This window comes from Pengzhenrongella sicca, from assembly GCF_017569225.1.
In the GTDB taxonomy this organism is placed as follows: domain Bacteria; phylum Actinomycetota; class Actinomycetes; order Actinomycetales; family Cellulomonadaceae; genus Pengzhenrongella; species Pengzhenrongella sicca.
In genome coordinates this window covers 1472632-1490387 of sequence record NZ_CP071868.1, presented here as the reverse complement: position 1 = coordinate 1490387, position 17756 = coordinate 1472632, and the positions used below count along the sequence as shown (strand labels likewise).

Below are 17756 nucleotides of genomic sequence, written 5' to 3'. Positions count from 1 at the left end.
ACCGGCGTTGCGCCCGGTTGGCCGGTCACGGGAAGGTGGTCGCGAAAACGTCCGGAGCGCTCCCGCTGGGCGCGACCTTGAGCATCTGCAGGGCGTAGCCGGCGACGTCGCCGAACACCGGCGCGGCGACGGTGCCGCCCCATTCGGACGACCGCGGGTTGTTCATGATGACGCTCACCGCGATCTGCGGGTCGTCGACGGGCGCGACGCCGATGAACGACGCCGTGATCCCGACCGAGCCGTCGGTCGCCCAGGCCTGCGCCGTCCCGGTCTTGCCCGCGACGCGGTAGCCCGGGATCGCGGCCGCCGAGCCGGTGCCCTCGTCGACTGCGCTCTCCATCATCTTCAGCACGGTCGCCGCGGTCTCGGCCGAGATCACCTGGGTGCCGGCGGCGATGGGCGTCGGGGTGTAGACGCCGTCGGCGCCCGTGCGGCCCTTGATGATGTGCGGCGTCATGGCCACCCCACCCCCGCCGATGATCGCGAAGGCCTGGGTCGCCTGGAGGGCGGTGACGGACAGCCCCTGGCCGAACAGGACGGCGTACTTGGTGCGCCCGTCCCACTCGTCCGCGGGGTGCAGGATCCCGGCCGACTCCCCCGGCAGCTCGATCCCCGTGCGTTTGCCGAAGCCGAACTTCGCGAGGTAGTCGTAGCGCACCTGCTGCGGGATGTTCTGGCCGATCATCACGGTGCCGGTGTTGGACGACTCGGCGAGCACGCCCGCCGTGGTCAGGTTCAACAGGTCGTGCTCGTGCGAGTCCTTGAAGGTCTGGTTGTTCTCGGTCGTGTACTGGTAAGGCACCTGCCACTGGTCGAGCGGGGCCGCGACGCCCGTCTCGATCGCCGCGGCCATCGTGATGACCTTCGCGGTCGAGCCGGGCTCGAACACGTTGGACAGCGCGCGCGAGATGCGCGAGTCGGCCTCGGTCGCGCCCGGGTCGTTGGGGTCGACGGCGCCGGAGTCGGCGAGCGCGAGGATCTCGCCCGTCGGGATGTGGGTCACGATCAGCGAGGCGGAGTCGGCGCCGGTGTCGGCGACCGCCTTGTCGAGCGCGTCCTGCGCCTTCCACTGCAGGTCGCGCAGGATCGTCAGCTGGACGTCCTCGCCCGCGACGGCGGGGGTCGTCTCCTGCTTGCCGCCGGGGATCTGCTGGCCGCCGAGCCCGCGCTCCCACCGGGACGACCCGTCGGTACCCGTGAGCGAGTCGTTCAGGGCGCGCTCGAGGCCCTCCTGGCCGATGCCGTCGTTGTCGACCCAGCCGATGATGTTGCCGCCGACGTTGCCCGCGGGGTAGACGCGCTCCGGCACCCGGTCGGCGTTGACCCCGGCGATCCCGAGCTCGCGCACCGCGCGCCAGACCTCGGGCAGGACGTCGCGCTTGAGCACGAGGTAGGACTTCTCGCCGACGAGCTGGGCGCCGAGCGCGGCGGCGTCGAGCTCGAGCAGCGGCGCGAGCTCGGCCGCCGCACCCGCGGCCCCCGCAGAGACGACCTTGCCGCCGGAGGTCCGCTTCCACGCCGCGATGTCGACCTGATTGACCCACAGCGTGTACCGCTCGACGGAGGTCGCGAGCACCTCGCCGTTCGCGTCGGTGATCTCGCCCCGGTCGGCGGTCAGCTTCGCCGTGCTCATGCGCTCGTCGAGCGCCTCCGCGGCGACCGCCTCGCCCCGCAGCCCCTGCACGTACACGAGCCGGCCGGCGAAGATCGTCAGCACGACGAGCACGACGACCGTCATCGCGGTGTGCCGGCGTCCCTGCCGGCTCGCCGACGTGGCCTGCCGCGCGGGGCGCGCCGCTGGCTGCCGGTTGGCCGGCCGTGTGCCGGCGGGCTGCTTGTTGGCGGGCTGCTTGTTGGCGGGCTGCTTGTTGGCGGGCTGCCGCGGTCCGCCGGAGGAGCGCGCGGTCATCCCGCCGGTCCCGCCGGCGTCGGCGAGCCGAGGATCGCGCCGTCGGACAGCCGCAGGAACGCGAGCTCTGGCGCCGGGACCATGCCCAGAGCCCGTGCCGACGCCGCGAGCTGGCCCGGCGCCTTGTGCGCGAGCAGCTGCGTGCTCAGCCCTTGCTCGGTGCGCGCCAGGGTCGCAAGCTCGATCTGCAGGTCGTGCGCCTCGTACGAGCCGCGCGCCATGGTGGTGTTCAGCACAAGCGCGCCGAGCAGCGCGCCGACGAGGATCGCGATGCAGACGATGACGAACGGCGCGCGAGTGCGGGTCGACTGGGGCGCCCGCACGAGGCGCAGGCGCGGGGCGGGCGCGCGCGTGCGCCCGGGCGCGGCGGCGGGGCGCGGCGCGGGCGCGAAGGACTGCGGCTGGGGCTGCGGGCTCACGGCTCTCGCCGCCGCATGTGCACCGGCGTCGGTCGCAGCCGTTCGGCCGCCCGCAGGCGGACCGACTGCGAGCGCGGGTTGGACTCGAGCTCGGCCGCGCCGGCCTCCTCGGCGCCGCGCGTGACGAGCCGCAGGTACGGCTTGTGGGTCTCCGGTTCGACCGGCAGGTCGACGGGCGCGCTCGACGTCGCGCCGCGGGCGAACGCGCGCTTGACGAGGCGGTCCTCGAGCGACTGGTAGGCCTCCACGACGATCCGGCCGCCGACGGCCAGCACCTCGATCGAGGCGGGCAGGGCGCGCTCGAGCGACTCGAGCTCGCGGTTCACCTCGATGCGCAGGGCCTGGAACGTGCGCTTGCCGGGGTGGCCGCCGGTCTTGCGGGTCGCGGCGGGGATGCTCGCGCGCAGGATCTGCACGAGCTCGCCCGTCCGGGTCATCGGCACCCGCTCGCGGAACGCGACGATGTTGCGCGCGATGCGCTGGGCGTACCGCTCCTCGCCGTACTCGCGCAGGATGCGGACCAGCTCGCGCTCGTCGTAGGTGTTGACGACGTCGGCTGCCGTCGGCCCGGTCGTCGGGTCCATGCGCATGTCCAGCGGCGCGTCCTGGGCGTAGGAGAAACCGCGCTCCACCTCGTCGAGCTGCAGCGAGGACACCCCGAGGTCCATCAGGACCGCCTGCACCGAACCGAGTCCGAGCCGCGTGTGCACGACGTCGGCGATGTCGTCGTAGACGGCGTGCACGCCGGTGAAGCGGTCACCGAACGGGGCGAGGCGCCGGCCAGCGAGCTCGAGCGCCTGCGGGTCGCGATCGAGGCCGACGACGCGCACGCGCGGGAAGGCGCGGAGCACGGCCTCGGTGTGCCCGCCCATGCCGAGCGTCGAGTCGACCAGCACGGCACCAGGCACCTCGAGCGCGGGCGCGAGGAGCTCGAGACAGCGCGCGAGCATGACCGGCGTGTGCCGGTCTGCCGTGTCGCGCGACTCGGTCATCGATCTCCTTCAAGGGTGTTGGGGTGTTGGGGTGTTGGGGTGTCGAGGTGCTGAGGTGCGGGGCGGTGTGCTGGCGTGCCGTCCGACCAGGTTCCCCACCGACCTTCTGGCACCGGGGAAGTGCGCCAGCGTGGGCGGGAGGAGACCTCATCGGACGGCGCGGGGTGGTGCGCTGTCGGTGCGTCGAGCGGTTCAGAACGGGCCGTGCGGCAGGACCTCCTGGGCGGTGTCGGCGTAGCCCTCCTCCTGGTCGGCGAGGTAGGTCTCCCACGCGGCCAGGTCCCAGATCTCAACCCGGCTGCCGGCGCCGATGACCGCGACCTCACGGTCCAACCCCGCGTAGGTGCGCAGGATCGGCGGGATCGAGATGCGCCCCTGCTTGTCGGGAACCTCATCACTGGCGCCCGAGAGGAAGACACGCAGGTAGTCGCGGGCCTGCTTGCTCGTCACGGGCGCCTGCCGGATCTCGTCGTGCATCCGGCGAAACTCCTCGATCGGCAGCAAGAACAGGCAGTGCTCCTGCCCGCGGGTCATGACCAGGCCCCCGGCGAGCTGACCTCGGAACTTGGCGGGCAGGATCAGCCGCCCCTTGTCATCGAGCCGGGGCGTGTAGGTGCCCAGGAAGACCGCGTGGCCGCCGCCGAAGAGATCGCTCATCGAAAGCCGATCTCCCCTCGCCGCCACGCCTCACCAATTGGCCCCACCGTACTCCACTTCGCTCCACCGTCAACGGTTCAGATCCCTCGAATGGGCGCAGCTGGGGACATCGATGCAGGTCGTGGGCGCAAAGTCCGGTGGAGGGATTCTTCGCGCCCGCGCGCCCGCGCCGCGCGCGGCGGACCGCGCGGTCGGGATGCGGGGCGCGGGCAACCGCCGCGCAGGCGCGATCGGGGCCGCGACGAGACGCGGCGCGGGGCGGCGGGGGCGCAGGAGGCACCCGCGAGCGCCCGGGTGGAGCGATGTGGAGGCCCGTCTGGAGCGATCTGGCGGCAGGTCCAGACCCGCGTAACCGTCGCCCGACGCAGGCCCGTCACCTAGGCTCGGGGCATTGCGTGTCCGGGGTGGTCGACGAAGGAGTCAGCATGCTTCAGGCCGTGCCGTCCTCGACGGAGCTGGACGAGCTGGTCGAGGTCACCCAGAAGATTCGGGACGGCATCGAGCAGGTGATCGCCGGCCGGCCCGAGCTCGTCCGGCTGACCGTCGCGGTCCTGCTCGGCGAGGGGCACCTCCTGCTGGAGGACGTCCCCGGCGTCGGCAAGACCACGCTCGCCAAGGCGCTCGCCCGCAGCATCGACTGCACCGTCGGCCGGATCCAGTTCACCCCGGACCTGCTGCCGAGCGACCTGACCGGGGTCAACATCTTCCGCGCGCAGACGCACGAGTTCGAGTTCCGGCCTGGCCCGGTGTTCTCGAACATCGTGATCGGCGACGAGATCAACCGCGCGTCGCCCAAGACGCAGTCCGCGCTGCTCGAGTGCATGCAGGAGGCGCAGGCGACGATCGACGGGCTCACCTACCAGCTGCCGCGCCCGTTCCTCGTGATCGCGACCCAGAACCCGGTCGAGATGGAGGGCACGTACCCGCTGCCCGAGGCGCAGCGCGATCGGTTCATGGCCCGGCTCACGGTGGGCTACCCCGACCGGGACGCCGAGCTCGACCTGCTCGACCGCCAGGAGGTCACCGACCCGCTCGCCGAGCTGCGGCCCGTGACCGACGCCGCGCAGGTCGAGCGGCTGATCGCGACCGCGCGCCGGCTGTACGCGTCGCCCGCGATCAAGAGCTACGTCGTCGAGCTCGTGCGGGCCACGCGGGAGGACACCGGCCTGCGGCTGGGCGCCTCGCCGCGCGCGGCGATCCAGCTGTTGCGTGCCTCGAAGGCGTTCGCCGCGCTCTCCGGTCGCGACCACGTGCTGCCCGACGACGTGCAGGCCCTCGCCGAGCACGTGCTCGCCCACCGCCTCCTGCCGAGCACCGAGTCGCGGCTGTCCGGCCGAACGACCGCGGACGTCGTGCGGACCGTCGTCGCCCGGACCGCCCTGCCCCCGGCCGGCTCCCTCACGCGCAGCCGCCGAGCGACGGGGTGAACGCGCGCGGGTGGCTCGACGCCGTGCTGCCCGGCCAGGTTCGGCTGACCGCGCGGGGCGTCGGGCTCGGGCTCACCGGCATCGCCCTCGCGACGGTCGGGGTCGGCCTGGGGTCGGCCGACCTGACGCGGCTGGGCCTGCTCGGGCCGCTCGTCGTCGTCGCCGGCACGGCCTGGCTCGTCGTCGTCGACCCGGCGCGGGGCCGGCACCCGCTCCAGGTGGTCCGCACGATCGTCCCGAACCCCGTGGCCGCGGGCAGCCCCGCGTCGGTCCGGGTCGAGATCCGGGCGGGGTCCCCGGGCGGACGCACCCGCCTCGCCGAGCTGCATCTGGGCGAGCAGGCCGCGACCCAGGTGTCGGGCGGGCTCACCCTGCGCGCCCGCGTCGTGCGCGCCCCCGGCCTCATCGCGCTGACCTACCCGATCCAGCCCACGCGCCGCGGTCGCTGGCCGCTCGGCCCGCTCGTGGTGCGGCGGACGGACCCGTTCGGCGTCGCCCAGAGCCGCGCGACGCTCGGCGAGCAGGCCGAGGTCGCCGTCTGGCCGGAGGTGGTCGAGCTGCCGCTGCCGCGCGGCGCCCTGGTCGGCGAGCCGGATCGGGTCGCGCTGGGCGCGCGCTCACCGTCCACGGACGACGCCGCACTGCGGGACTACCGCGAGGGCGACGACCTACGGCGCGTGCACTGGGCGAGCTCCGCTCGCCGCGGCGAGCTCCTGGTCCGCAGCGACGAGCGGGCCGGCCTGCGCCCCGCGAGCGTCCTGCTGGACCTGCCGGCAGACCGGGCCGGGATCGAGTGGACCGTAGCGCTGGGCGCCTCGATGGGCCTCGCCCTGCTCGGGGCCGGGCACCCCGTCCGGCTCCTCGGCGGGCGCCCCGGCGCGGGCGGCGCGCACATCGACCCCACGCTGCGCCTGCGACACCTGCGTGGGGGCGCGGCCGGCACGGCGCGGGTCGACCTGCTCGACCTCACGGTCGACCTGGAGCCCGCGACCACCGAGCTCGCCGTCGAGGAGGACCTGCTCGCCGCCGCACACGAGCTCACGGCCCCCGGATCCGGCTCGGCGCTGGTCTTCGCGGTGGTCGGGCCACTGTCCGCCGCCGCGCGCGGCTCGCTCGCCCGGGTCGGCGACTTCAACGACTCGCTCGCCGTGGTGCGGGTGCCGACCAGCGCCGGCGTCCCGCGACGCGAGGCCGAGCACACGCTCGCGGCGCTGCGCCGGGCTGGCTGGCGGGCGTGCGCGGCGACGCCGGGTGAGGATCTCGCCGACTGCTGGCACCGCCTGCTGGGGACGAGCCGATGAGCCCGGTCCCCGGCGGCGCGCGCACGTGGCTCGCGGGCGCGCTGTGCGCGCTCGCCGTGAGCGCGAGCCTGCTGTCGCTGACCGGCGCGGTCGCCCCCGGCCGCTGGCTGCCCGTGGGTGCAGCCGCCGTCATCGCGCTCGCCGCGCTCCTCGCGGTCCTGCGCAGCACGACGACCGCGTGGTGGGCGCCGACGCTCGTCGGCGGGCTCGCCGTCGGCCTCGGGCTGTTGGCCGCCTACGCCAGCCCGCCCGGCCGCTTCCAGCCGGTGCCGAGCACGGCCTCGTTGGCGCGCCTGGGCGACACCTTCCGGGCCGGACTGGCCTACACGGACATGTCGCGGCCACCGGTCGAGGCCATCCCGGCGCTCGAGCTCCTCATCGTCGGCGGGGCGCTGCTCGTGCTGCTCGTCGTCGACCTCCTCGCCCTCGGGCTCGGGGCACCGGCCTGGTCCGGCCTCGCGCTGCTCGCGCTGTGGCTGCCAGGCATCACCCTCGGCCGGCCCGGGAGCGGCTTGGCCTTCGTCGGCGCCGCCGCCGCGTACGTCCTGCTGCTCGCCCTGACCGCCGCCCCGCCGCCCGGGTCGCGGGGCTCGCGGCGCTCGAGCGACGGGCCGCGGCGCGCGGGGCTCGCCGCCGCCGGCGCGGCGACCGTGACGGTCGGCGCGCTCGCGCTCTCCCCGCTCGCCGGGTCGCTGCCCGGCTTCGCGACCCTGAGCCTGCCGAGCCTCGGCGCGGTCTCGACCGGGTCCCTGCAGCTCGCGCAGGACCTCGACCTGCGCGAGAGCCTGGGCGCCCGGTCGAGCGAGGTCGTCCTGACCTATCGCGCCGACCCCGTCGGGGTCGGCCCGCTTCGCGTCTTCACGCTGCGAGACTTCGACGGCGAGAACTGGTCGCGCGACACCCGCACGGCTGGGGTCGCCGCCGACGACGCGCTGCTGTGGCCCGCGCGGGACCTCGCCGACCGCCCGGCCGGGGAGGCCCAACCGACCACGACCAGCGTCGACGTGACGATCCGCGGCCTGCGCGAGGAGCGCCTGCCGGTCCCGGTGATGCCCCGCACGCTCGACTCGGCCGGGCGGTGGACCTACGACGCGGAGCGCGACGAGGTGAACCGCCCCAGCGTCACGCGCCCCGGGATGTCCTACACGATGGAGGTCGAGCTCCTCGACCTGACCGCCGACGGCCTCCGGGGCGCCGACGTGACCTACCCGGCGGACCTCGACCAGTACCTCGAGGTTCCCCGGACGTCGCACTCCGACGACGTCGCCGCGGCGGCCGCGGAGATCGCCTCGGCGGCGGACGGCACGTACGAGCAGGCGCTCGCGCTGCAGTCCTACCTGCGCAGCGCGCAGAACTTCACCTACGACACCGAGGTCCCGCCCGCGCGCAGCGACGACGCCGTCTGGGACTTCCTGCAAAGCCGGACCGGGTACTGCGTCCAGTTCGGCACGGCGATGACGCTGCTCGCCCGGACGCTCGGCATCCCGGCGCGGCTCGGCGTCGGCTTCCTGCCCGGCACGGCCGACGACACGGGCACGCAGGTCGTGACCGGCAGGGACTCCCACGCCTGGCCCGAGCTGTACTTCCCCGGGGCGGGTTGGGTGCGCTTCGAGCCGACGCCGGCCGTCCAGTCCGGCTCGCCGCCGCGCTGGGCCGACCCGTTCGCCTCGACCGGCAACGCGCCGGTCCCCGAGCCGAACCCGCGCGACGAGGGCGCGGTCCCGAGCGCCGCCCCGAGCCAGGCTCCGCAGGCAGGCCCCGCCAGCGCCGCGGCCGACTCCGACCGCCCGCTGCGGATCGCGGCCGGCGCCGCCGGCTCCCTGATGTTCCTCGTCGGGCTCGGCTGGTGGTGGCGCCGACGCCGGTCCGCCGCCGCGGTCGGCCTCGATCCGGAGGTCGCCTGGACCCGCCTACGCGGCCGGCTGGCGGCGGCGGGCATCACGTGGAGCGACGCCCGCACGCCCCGACAGGCGGCAGTGCTCATCGTGTCCGAGCTCGAGCGGCGCATCGACGGCCCGCTCGGGCCGGAGGCCGGGGCGGCACTGAACGCCCTCGTGCGCGCGCTCGAGGAGACCCGGTACGCGCCCGCCCCGCGCCCGCTCGAGCACGGCGAGCTCGAGGACTATGTGCGCGCCATAGTGCGCGAACTCGCCCGATCGACTCGGTCGTCCGAGCGCGTCGGGTGAGACCGGTCCGTCGGTGAGACCAGGTCGTCGGTGAGACCAGGTCGTCGGTAGACCAGATCAGGGCTGCTAGTGACCGTCCTGATCGCGGCGCCGGTCCCAGCGCTGCTCGAACTTGCGCAGGAGCCCGCCGCCCGACTTCTTGGCCGCCGCGCCGGCGCGGGGGGTCACCCCACCCTTGGCGTTGACCACACCCGTCGGACCGGTCGCTCGAGGAGCCGCGAAGGCGAAGACGCACGCCGCGAACATCAGGAGGAAGCCGATCACTCCCAACCACAACCGGGAGCCGGCCGCACCGGCGACCAGGACGAGCATCCCGACCACGAATCCCGAGCCGGCGAGGACCCATCGACCCACGGTTCGATGTCCGGTCGACTGAAGAGTGTTGGCGAGCCTGGGGTCGTCAGACGTGAGCTGTCGCTCCATCTGCTCCAGTACGCGCTGCTCGTACTCGGAGAGAGGCATCAGTACCTCCGCACTACCCGCTGGGACTTGTCGACATCAGAATAGGTCCCGATTGGCGTCCGCGGTAGTTGAAGAAGGGGTGACCCTGTCTTTGGTGTCCTTGACCACAGCAACGGACGCCGCTCGGATCGATTCGAGGCCGAATCTGCTCCGCACCAGATCCATCGCCTGCTCCGCCTTGCGTCGGCCGAGCTGCTCGTCCCCGACGGCCTCCTCGAGGGTCGGCTGCTGCGCGGTGCTCGCCGCAGCCGACAGCCCCTCCGCGCGCACGCCGACGAGCCGGATCGCCAGGCCGCCGAGGTCGACGCCGGCGAGGAGTTCGCGTGCGACGAGGTAGATCTCCCTGCCGACGTCCGTCGGCGCCGGCAGCGTCCGTGCCCGGGTCAGGGTGCGGAAGTCGGAGGTCCTGACCTTGATGCTCACCGTCCGGGTGACCAGTCCCTCGGCGCGCAACCGACCGGCGCACCGGTCCGCGAGCGCGAGGGCGTGCGTCTGCACGACGGCGAGGTCGGTCAGGTCGACCGGAAAGGTCGTCTCGGCGCTGATGCTCTTGTCCGTCCGACCCGGGGACACCGGCCGCGGATCGCGCCCCCACGCGAGATCATGCAGGTGCGCCCCGGCAACCTTGCCAACCGCCCGCTGGATTGTCGAGACGTCGCTGTCCGCGAGCTCGGCGACCGACCGGATTCCCCAGCGGGCGAGCGCGACCTCGGTGCGCTCCCCCACCCCCCACAGCGCTCCGACCGGAAGCTCGCGCAGGAACGGCACGGCGGCGTCCCGAGGGATGAGCAGGACACCGTCCGGCTTCGCGCGCCCAGAGGCGATCTTGGCCACGAACTTCGTGCTCGCGATCCCGACCGAGCAGGTGATCCCGTGCTGAGCACGGACCCGCTCCCGGATCCGGGCCGCGATCACCGTGGGCGGGCCGAGCCGGCGCCGGGCACCCGAGACGTCGAGGAACGCCTCGTCGACGCTCGCCTGTTCGACGAGCGTCGTCACGTCGCCGAGGATCTCCATCACCCCGGTCGACACCTCCCGGTAGGCGGCCATGTCGGGGGGCACGACGACGGCCTGCGGGCACATCCGCAACGCCACCTGCATCGGCATCGCGGAGTGCACGCCGAACGCGCGCGCCTCGTACGTCGCGGCGAGGACCACCGAGCGTTCCGAGCCGCCCACGATCACCGGTTTGCCCCGCAGGTGCGGTCGACGTGCGAGCTCGACGGAGGCGAAGAACGCGTCCATGTCGACGTGCAGGATCGAGGCGCCGTCCTCTTCCCGGCCCCAGTCACGGCGCCCGAGCGCTGGCCCAGAGGTCCGGCTCACGACGTGGCCCTGCTCACGACGTCACGGTACTCACGACGTCTCCGTGCTCACGCACGTACCCATGCTCACGAGGTGGACCAGCACGACGTCGCCCGCTTCACGAAGCCCGGACGGCGAGCGAGCGCGGCCGCGCCGGGACCGCCCCCGCGCCGCCGCCGAGCGCCGCGCGGGCAAGCAGTTCGCCGACCTCGTCCAGGAAGTCCTCCGCCGCGCACAGGACCTCCTCGGCACGGGCAGCATCGACGGCGTCGGACCGGCCGGCCTCGACCGCCCGACGCAGGCCGGCGCCGCCGGCGAAGTAGGCCGACCACGTCTCGACCTCGGGGGCCACGGCATCGAGCATCTCCCAGACCGTGCGCGGCGCGCGTCGGCCGCCGGGCCGGCCGCGAACGGCAAGCACGGCGGACGCGGCCCGCAGGCCGGCAAGGTGCGCGTGCACGAACCGCTCGCCGGGGTCGTTCGAGAACTGTGCGGCGAGCAGCTCGGCCTCGGCGCGAGTCAGGAGGTCGACAGCGGTAGCCGGGAGGGGGACCGAGTGCAGCGGCACAGCCTGATCGGCCGCGCGGGAAACGGACGGGGCGCTGCCCGCGGATGGGGCCCTGCTCGTGAGAACGGCGCCGCCCTCGGCTGCGGTGCGGTCTGCTGCGGTGCGGTCTGTTCGGCTCATCGGAGCACCTCCTGTCTCAGTATCGAACACCTGTTCGATGTCGTCAAGCCCGTTGTCCAGACGTTCCCGACCAGCGGCACCGCCCAGCCCGTACCGTGAGCCCATGGCCGGTCGCGGCAGTACCCCGAGCCGGCGAGCACGCCCAGCGTCTCACCGGGCACCCACATCCCCTCCTGAGCTACCCGACGGCCTCGTCCCCGTCTCGACCGGGACGGTCGAGCTCCGGCGCGAGCGGCACGACCCGGGCGCGGTGACCGTGTACCTCAACGGCGTGCCGAGCTCGCACCTCGACCTGACCGACCCGACGCGGCTCGAGTTCGAGTACATGCAGCAGATGGCGGCGGTGATCGAGCGCCTCGGCGCCGCGCCGGCACCGCTGCGCGTGGTGCACCTCGGCGCGGCGGGCTGCACGATGGCCCGTTATCTGGAGGTCGTCCGGCCGGGTTCGCACCAGCTGGCGATCGAGCTCGACGCGACCCTCGCCTCGCTCGTGCGCACGTGGTTCGACCTGCCGCGAGCGCCGTTGCTCCGGCTGCGCACGGGCGATGCCCGTGCCGAGCTCGCCGGCCTACCCTCCGCGAGCGCCGACGTCATCATCCGCGACGTGTTCGCGGGGGCGGTCACGCCGGCGCACGTCACGACCCGTGAGTTCACGGCGGATGCGGCCCGCGTGCTGCGCCCCGGCGGGGTCTACCTCGCGAACTGCGCGGACCGCCCGCCGCTCGACCACGCGAAGGCGGAGGTCGCGACGCTGCTCGCCGAGTTCGCCGACGTGGCGGCGATCGCCGAGCCGGGTCAGCTACGCGGCCGGAGGTACGGCAACCTCGTCCTCGCGGGCTCGGACCGACCGGGACTGCTCGGGTCGGCCGACCTGGCCCGCGCCATCCGGTCGTTGCCCGCGCCCACGCGGCTCCTGCACGGAGCCGAGCTCACGGCCTTCGCGGGCCGCGCCAAGCCGCTGGTCGACGCCGACGTCGTCGGCCCGGATGCGACTGAGGCCCCACCCGCACGGGTGAGGCCTCAGCCGAATTCCGAGTCTGCGATCTAGAGCGGGCGGACCTGCTCTGCCTGGGGGCCCTTCGGTCCCTGGGTGATCTCGAACTCGACGCGCTGGCCCTCGTCGAGCGAGCGGTAGCCCTGGCTCTCGATGGCCGAGTAGTGGACGAAGACGTCGGCGCCGCCGCCGTCCTGGGCGATGAACCCAAAGCCCTTCTCAGCGTTGAACCACTTGACAGCACCCTGTGCCATGTTCTGTGTCCTTCTGTCCAGCCGGGGAACTTCGACGAGCGGGCCTTGTGCCCGATCGCCTGCCACAATGTCCTTGCCCACGACGAGCGTCAGTACGTCACTGCAGCGGGCAAAATCGTCTCACGGCGGCCCCAGATCCGCTGGGGCTTGGCCCGCCCGAACTGTCCTTCGCAGGTCACAGTTCGGTCACGATGACCGGTGCCATGCCGAGCACCTCGCGGGGGCCATGGTCGCGGGATCAGTGCCCCGCGCCGTCGCCGCCCTGCTGGGCCAGGAACCGCTCGAACTCGGCGCCCAGCTCGTCGGCCGTCGGGATCTCGGACGTCTCCGCGAGGAGGTTGGTCCGGCCGATCGAGCGGGCGAAGCTGTCGTACTGCTCCTCGAGCGCCAGCACCACGGCCTTGACCTCACCGGACGCCTCGACCTGGCGGTCGATCTCCTCGGTCGCCTCGCGCGCAGCGTCCGTCAGGTCGCTGACGCGCAGGTCGAGCCCCGTCGCGCGCTGCAGGTTCTCGATCGCGGTGATGCTCGCCTGCGGGAACGGCGACTGCGCGAGGTAGTGCGGCACGTGCACCGCGAAGCCCATCGCGTCGTGGCCCGACTGGCCGAGGCGGTACTCCACGAGCGCGCTCGCGCTCGCCGGGACCTGCACCGCACCGAACCACGAGGTGTGGTCGGCGATGAGCTCGGGCCGGGTCGCGTGCGCCGTGACCGACAGGGGCCGGGTGTGCGGCACGCCCATCGGGATCCCGTGGATGGCGATCGTCAAGGGAACGTCGAACCGCTCCACGATCTGCTCGACCGCGGCCGCGTAGCGCTCCCACTGCACGTCGGGCTCCATGCCGTGCAGGAGCAGGAACGGCACACCCTCGACGTCGTGCACCACGTCGAGCACGAGCTCGGGCTCCGCGTAGGCGCTCCAGGTCGTCGAGTCGAACGTCATCGCCGGCCGACGCGAGCGGTAGTCGAGCAGCTGGTCGACGTCGAAGGTCGCCAGGCGGGTCGTGGTCAGGTCGTCGGCGAGGTGCGCGGCCGCGAGCTGTCCCGCGCTGCCGGCGTCGACGAATCCGCGGATCGCGTGCACCAGCACCGGGCCGGCCTGCGTGCGCACCTTCCGGGCGTCCAGCAGCTCGGCGGCGTCGGCTTCGACCTCGTAGATCTCGCGTGGATCGAGCATGTTTTCCCACTTTCGTTCCGTCAGCAGCTGCCGACCCTGACGGGCTGCAGCCCCTAGATCAACGGTTAACGCCGTGGCACGGCGGATCCTTCCCGCGACGGCCGGGCGCCGTCGCGGCGGGCGCCTCGGGGCGCGCCGGCGGGACCTCCAGCGTAGGCGCCTCGGCACGCCGGGTATGCAGACCACGCACGGGAGCGGATAATGGACGGTCGCCCCGACGGGCGGACGGCCGCAGGGCCGCACAGAGCTCAGGGGGGCTGCACACGATGGCGGGTCGTGAGTCGGAGTTGCGCGGCGAGCAGAAGCTGGTCGACGAGCTCTACGACCGGCTGGACGCGCTGCGCGCACAGAACCGGGAACGGCTGCGCGAGATCCGGCACGAGGGGCCGTCGGGCTCGCCGCAGAACCGGAGCGAGCGCGACGCGTTCGCGACGCTCTACGAGGACCGCATCGCTCAGCTTGAGGCGGTGGAGGACCGGCTCGCGTTCGGGCGCCTCGACCTCACCGACGGCGAGCAGCGCTACATCGGCCGGATCGGGCTCACCGACGCCGAGCACACGTCGATGCTGACGGACTGGCGCGCTCCCGCGGCGCAGTCGTTCTACCGCGCGACCTCGGCGCGGCCCGATGGCGTCGTCCGCCGCCGGCACCTCGTGACGCGCCGGCGCTCCGTCACCGGCATCGAGGACGAGGTGCTCGACCTCGACGCCCTCGACGATCCGGGCGCGACCGGCGACGGGCAGCTCAGCGGCCTCGCCGGCGAGGGTGCGCTGCTCGCCGCGCTCGCCGCCGGCCGTACGGGCCGGATGGGCGACATCGTCGCGACCATCCAGGCCGAGCAGGACGCGATCATCCGGGCCGAGCTGGGCGGCGCCCTGGTGGTGCAGGGCGGTCCCGGCACCGGCAAGACGGCCGTCGCGCTGCACCGCGCCGCGTACCTGCTCTACTCCCACCGCCGCCTGCTCGAGCGCTCCGGCGTGCTGCTGATCGGGCCGAGCCGCGTCTTCCTGCGCTACATCGACCAGGTGCTGCCGTCGCTCGGGGAGACCGGCGTCGTGACCACGACCATCGCGGAGCTGTATCCGCGCATCGAGGCGACCGGCGTCGAGAGCGAGGCCGCCGCCGCGATCAAGGGGCGGGCCGACTTCGCGCCGATCATCGCGCGCGCCGTCCGCCAGCGCGAGCGCGTTCCCGCGCAGCCGCAGGAGCTGCGCGTCGAGGGCACCTCGATCACCATCACGCCGCACGACGTCGCGGAGGCCATCGCCCGCGCGCGCCGCAACCGGCGCCCGCACAACCTCGCGCGGGTCACGTTCGTGCGCGAGATGCTGTCCCGGCTCGCGGAGCAGTACGTCTCGCAGCTGGGCTCCCCGCTCGGCGCCGACGAGCGCGGCGACGTCCTCGAGGAGCTCCGGGCCGACCGGGGCGTGCGGATCGCGCTCAACCTCGCGTGGATGCCGCTCACCCCGCAGAAACTCATCGCCGACCTCTTCGCGCAGCCGGAGCGGCTCGCCGCGGCGGCCCCCGGGCTCAGCGCGGCCGAGCGGGCGCTGCTCGCGCGCGAGCGCGGCGCGGCGTGGACCCCGGCCGACGTACCGCTCCTGGACGAGGCGGCCGAGCTGCTCGGCGAGGACGACCAGGTGGCGCGCGCGCAGTCCCGGGCCGACGCGGCCAACCGCACCAAGGAGCTCGAGTACGCGCGCCAGGTGCTCCAGTCCTCCGGCAACGACGGCCTCGTCTCGGCCGAGCTGCTCGCCGACCGGTTCGCAAGCTCCGGCCCGCGCCTGACGACGGCCGAACGCGCCGCCGCGGACCGGTCGTGGACCTACGCGCACGTCGTCGTCGACGAGGCCCAGGAGCTCTCCGCGATGGCCTGGCGGATGCTGCTGCGCCGCGTCCCGACGCGCTCCATGACCATCGTGGGCGACGTCGCGCAGACGACCTCCCGCGCGGGCGCCTCCTCCTGGCGCTCGATGCTTGACCCGCTGCTGCGCGGCACCTGGCGCCTGGCGGAGCTCACGGTCAACTACCGCACGCCGGCCGCCGTGGCCGACGCCGCCCAGCGCGTCGCGCGGGCCGCTCGCCTGCCCGTGAGCGAGCTGACCTCCGCGCGCGACGTCGACGACGCTCTCGTGGTCGACCGCGTCCCGGGCGTCGAGCAGCTCGCCGACGGCGCCGCCCGGCACGCGGGCACGGCGCTCGCGCTGCTCGACGACGGCGCCGAGGGCGGACGGCTGGCGGTGATCGCGCCCGCGGGGAGGCTGGCCGCGATCCGCGCGGCGCTCGACGCCGCGGGGCTCGCCGAGGCGATCGGGTCGGGGCTGGCGACGCTCGACTCCCGTCTGACCGTGCTGACCCCGCGCGAGGCGAAGGGACTCGAGTTCGACATCGTCGTCCTGGTGGAGCCCGCGGAGGTCGGCGCGACCAACGCAGGCGACCTGTACGTCGCGATGACCCGGCCCACCCGACAGCTGCGCGTGGTCCATGCGGCTCGCCTGCCGCGGGGATTCGAGGCCTGACCGGCGCCTCCTGCAGGGTGCCGCGGCGTCCGAGGGACGGGACCGGCTTGGTCGCGCGGTCGGACAGGCGCACCATAGGGGCGTGCTTCGAGCCCTGCTTCTTGAGAACCTCCACCCGCTAGCCAGCTCGATCCTGGCCGCTCAGGGCATCGAGGTGATAACCCGCACCGGTGCGCTCGACGAGAAAGAGCTCATCGCCGCCCTCGACGGCGTGCATCTGGTGGGACTGCGGTCCAAGACCCATCTGACCGAGAACGTGCTCGCGCACGCGCCCGACCTGATCGCGGTCGGCGCCTTCTGCATCGGCACCAACCAGATCGACCTGGGCGCCGCCGCGCGGCGCGGCATCGCCACGTTCAACGCGCCGTTCTCCAACACGCGCTCCGTGGTGGAGGTCGCCCTCGCCGACATCATCGCGCTCACCCGCCGGCTGACCGTGCTCGACAAGTCGATGCACGCGGGAGTCTGGAACAAGACCGCCGAGGGCTCGCACGAGGTGCGCGGGCGCACGCTCGGCATCATCGGGTACGGCAACATCGGCACCCAGCTGTCGGTGCTCGCGGAGAACCTCGGGATGTCGGTCGTGTTCTACGACACGTCGGAGAAGCTCGCGCTGGGCAACGCCCAGCGGATGGACACGCTCGACGAGCTGCTCGACGCCGCCGACATCGTCACGCTGCACGTGGACGGCCGCGACGGCAACGCCGGCCTGTTCGGCGCGAAGCAGTTCGCGCGGATGCGGCCGGGCGCGGTCTTCCTCAACCTCTCGCGCGGCTTCGTCGTCGACTACGCGGCGCTCGCCGAGTCGATCCAGTCCGGCCACGTCGCCGGCGCGGCGATCGACGTCTTCCCGGTCGAGCCCAAGCGCAGCGGTGACGCGTTCGAGTCTGAGCTGCGCGGGTTGCCCAACGTGATCCTCACGCCCCACACGGGCGGCTCGACCGAGGAGGCGCAGGAGGCCATCGGCCAGTTCGTCGCGAACAAGCTGCGCGACTACCTCGCGACCGGCACCACGACGCTCAGCGTCAACCTGCCGAACCTCGCCCTCGAGCAGACCAGCGGCAGCCACCGGCTCGCGCACCTGCACCGCAACACCCCGGGTGTGCTGGCCGCTGTGAACGCGACGCTCGCCGACCACGGCGTCAACATCGAGGGCCAGCTGCTCGCGACGCGCGGCGAGCTCGGGTACGTCGTCACGGACACGGGCTCCGCGGTCGATCCCGCGGCGCTCGAGGCCCTGCGAAACATGCCCCAGACGGTCCGCCTCCGCCTGCTCTTCTAGGCCCACCCGCGACGTCGGCCGCTGGCGCTCCGCATCTGGCGCCCGCACGACAGCGAGGCCCGGTTCCGCAAAACCTCCGGCCGATCGGCACCTGACGGGAGTCAGCCGATCGGACGGACGTTCGCGGAACCGGGCCTCGGTGCGCATGCCCGCGTGGTCAGGCTCTCGCGGTCAGGCACTCGCG

The 17756-nt window shown here is 73.7% G+C and carries 15 protein-coding genes; 6 read left to right on the top strand and 9 right to left on the bottom strand.

Going from position 1 to position 17756, the window contains the following annotated elements; all coding sequences use genetic code 11:
- Positions 1-25: 25 nt before the first annotated feature.
- From J4E96_RS06775 to mraZ, 4 genes are all read right to left on the bottom strand, one after another.
- Positions 26-1909 (bottom strand): peptidoglycan D,D-transpeptidase FtsI family protein, encoded by a 1884-nt coding sequence (locus J4E96_RS06775; RefSeq protein WP_227425006.1) that lies wholly within the window; start codon positions 1907-1909, stop codon positions 26-28.
- Positions 1906-2328, bottom strand: a complete 423-nt coding sequence (locus J4E96_RS06770) for a hypothetical protein (RefSeq protein ID WP_227425005.1) — start codon at positions 2326-2328, stop codon at positions 1906-1908. The genes J4E96_RS06775 and J4E96_RS06770 overlap by 4 nt, the downstream gene beginning before the upstream one ends.
- Positions 2325-3320: a 16S rRNA (cytosine(1402)-N(4))-methyltransferase RsmH gene (gene rsmH / locus J4E96_RS06765; protein WP_227425004.1), complete on the bottom strand. Its 996-nt coding sequence runs from the start codon at positions 3318-3320 to the stop codon at positions 2325-2327. The genes J4E96_RS06770 and rsmH overlap by 4 nt, the downstream gene beginning before the upstream one ends.
- A gap of 192 nt (positions 3321-3512) precedes the next feature.
- On the bottom strand, positions 3513-3977 hold the full coding sequence (gene mraZ / locus J4E96_RS06760) for a division/cell wall cluster transcriptional repressor MraZ (RefSeq protein WP_227425003.1): 465 nt from the start codon (positions 3975-3977) through the stop codon (positions 3513-3515).
- 425 nt (positions 3978-4402) lie between these two features.
- Here mraZ and J4E96_RS06755 point away from each other — a divergent pair, with 425 nt between their 5' ends.
- From J4E96_RS06755 to J4E96_RS06745, 3 genes are read left to right on the top strand one after another with little or no spacing between them, the layout of a single operon-like run.
- Complete coding sequence (locus J4E96_RS06755) at positions 4403-5404, top strand: AAA family ATPase (protein WP_227425002.1); 1002 nt, start codon at positions 4403-4405, stop codon at positions 5402-5404.
- The gene (locus J4E96_RS06750) at positions 5401-6705 is read left to right on the top strand and encodes a DUF58 domain-containing protein (protein ID WP_227425001.1); all 1305 of its coding nucleotides are present in this window, start codon (positions 5401-5403) and stop codon (positions 6703-6705) included. Before J4E96_RS06755 ends, J4E96_RS06750 begins: the two co-directional genes overlap by 4 nt.
- Complete coding sequence (locus J4E96_RS06745) at positions 6702-8891, top strand: transglutaminase family protein (protein ID WP_227425000.1); 2190 nt, start codon at positions 6702-6704, stop codon at positions 8889-8891. The genes J4E96_RS06750 and J4E96_RS06745 overlap by 4 nt, the downstream gene beginning before the upstream one ends.
- Before the next feature lie 66 nt (positions 8892-8957).
- Here J4E96_RS06745 and J4E96_RS06740 read toward each other — a convergent pair whose 3' ends face one another.
- The 3 genes from J4E96_RS06740 to J4E96_RS06730 form a co-directional block, all read right to left on the bottom strand.
- Complete coding sequence (locus tag J4E96_RS06740) at positions 8958-9353, bottom strand: DUF3040 domain-containing protein (protein WP_227424999.1); 396 nt, start codon at positions 9351-9353, stop codon at positions 8958-8960.
- 36 nt (positions 9354-9389) lie between these two features.
- The gene (dinB, locus tag J4E96_RS06735; RefSeq protein ID WP_227424998.1) at positions 9390-10679 is read right to left on the bottom strand and encodes a DNA polymerase IV; all 1290 of its coding nucleotides are present in this window, start codon (positions 10677-10679) and stop codon (positions 9390-9392) included.
- Between the two features lie 97 nt (positions 10680-10776).
- Complete coding sequence (locus J4E96_RS06730; protein ID WP_227424997.1) at positions 10777-11346, bottom strand: SAV_6107 family HEPN domain-containing protein; 570 nt, start codon at positions 11344-11346, stop codon at positions 10777-10779.
- A 250-nt stretch (positions 11347-11596) separates the two neighbouring features.
- Between J4E96_RS06730 and J4E96_RS06725 the strand changes: the two genes are divergently transcribed.
- Positions 11597-12394: a spermidine synthase gene (locus J4E96_RS06725; protein ID WP_227424996.1), complete on the top strand. Its 798-nt coding sequence runs from the start codon at positions 11597-11599 to the stop codon at positions 12392-12394.
- Here J4E96_RS06725 and J4E96_RS06720 read toward each other — a convergent pair.
- Positions 12391-12594 (bottom strand): cold-shock protein, encoded by a 204-nt coding sequence (locus tag J4E96_RS06720; protein WP_227424995.1) that lies wholly within the window; start codon positions 12592-12594, stop codon positions 12391-12393. The two genes, J4E96_RS06725 and J4E96_RS06720, sit on opposite strands and share 4 nt — an antisense overlap.
- A gap of 238 nt (positions 12595-12832) precedes the next feature.
- Positions 12833-13771: a proteasome assembly chaperone family protein gene (locus J4E96_RS06715; protein ID WP_227424994.1), complete on the bottom strand. Its 939-nt coding sequence runs from the start codon at positions 13769-13771 to the stop codon at positions 12833-12835.
- 266 nt (positions 13772-14037) lie between these two features.
- Between J4E96_RS06715 and J4E96_RS06710 the strand changes: the two genes are divergently transcribed.
- Positions 14038-16290 (top strand): AAA family ATPase, encoded by a 2253-nt coding sequence (locus J4E96_RS06710; protein WP_227424993.1) that lies wholly within the window; start codon positions 14038-14040, stop codon positions 16288-16290.
- Between the two features lie 82 nt (positions 16291-16372).
- A complete protein-coding gene (gene serA / locus J4E96_RS06705) occupies positions 16373-17572 on the top strand; it encodes a phosphoglycerate dehydrogenase (RefSeq protein WP_227424992.1) in 1200 nt (399 codons plus the stop codon).
- Positions 17573-17756: the final 184 nt, after the last annotated feature.

What these genes read in the sequence shown, in the direction of transcription:
- J4E96_RS06775 (WP_227425006.1), bottom strand. Translation starts at nt 1,909, where the DNA reads ATGACCGCGCGCTCCTCCGGCGGACCGCGGCAGCCCGCCAACAAGCAG.
- rsmH (WP_227425004.1), bottom strand. Translation starts at nt 3,320, where the DNA reads ATGACCGAGTCGCGCGACACGGCAGACCGGCACACGCCGGTCATGCTC.
- mraZ (WP_227425003.1), bottom strand. Translation starts at nt 3,977, where the DNA reads ATGAGCGATCTCTTCGGCGGCGGCCACGCGGTCTTCCTGGGCACCTAC.
- J4E96_RS06755 (WP_227425002.1), top strand. Translation starts at nt 4,403, where the DNA reads ATGCTTCAGGCCGTGCCGTCCTCGACGGAGCTGGACGAGCTGGTCGAG.
- J4E96_RS06745 (WP_227425000.1), top strand. Translation starts at nt 6,702, where the DNA reads ATGAGCCCGGTCCCCGGCGGCGCGCGCACGTGGCTCGCGGGCGCGCTG.
- J4E96_RS06740 (WP_227424999.1), bottom strand. Translation starts at nt 9,353, where the DNA reads ATGCCTCTCTCCGAGTACGAGCAGCGCGTACTGGAGCAGATGGAGCGA.
- J4E96_RS06730 (WP_227424997.1), bottom strand. Translation starts at nt 11,346, where the DNA reads ATGAGCCGAACAGACCGCACCGCAGCAGACCGCACCGCAGCCGAGGGC.
- J4E96_RS06720 (WP_227424995.1), bottom strand. Translation starts at nt 12,594, where the DNA reads ATGGCACAGGGTGCTGTCAAGTGGTTCAACGCTGAGAAGGGCTTTGGG.
- J4E96_RS06715 (WP_227424994.1), bottom strand. Translation starts at nt 13,771, where the DNA reads ATGCTCGATCCACGCGAGATCTACGAGGTCGAAGCCGACGCCGCCGAG.
- J4E96_RS06710 (WP_227424993.1), top strand. Translation starts at nt 14,038, where the DNA reads ATGGCGGGTCGTGAGTCGGAGTTGCGCGGCGAGCAGAAGCTGGTCGAC.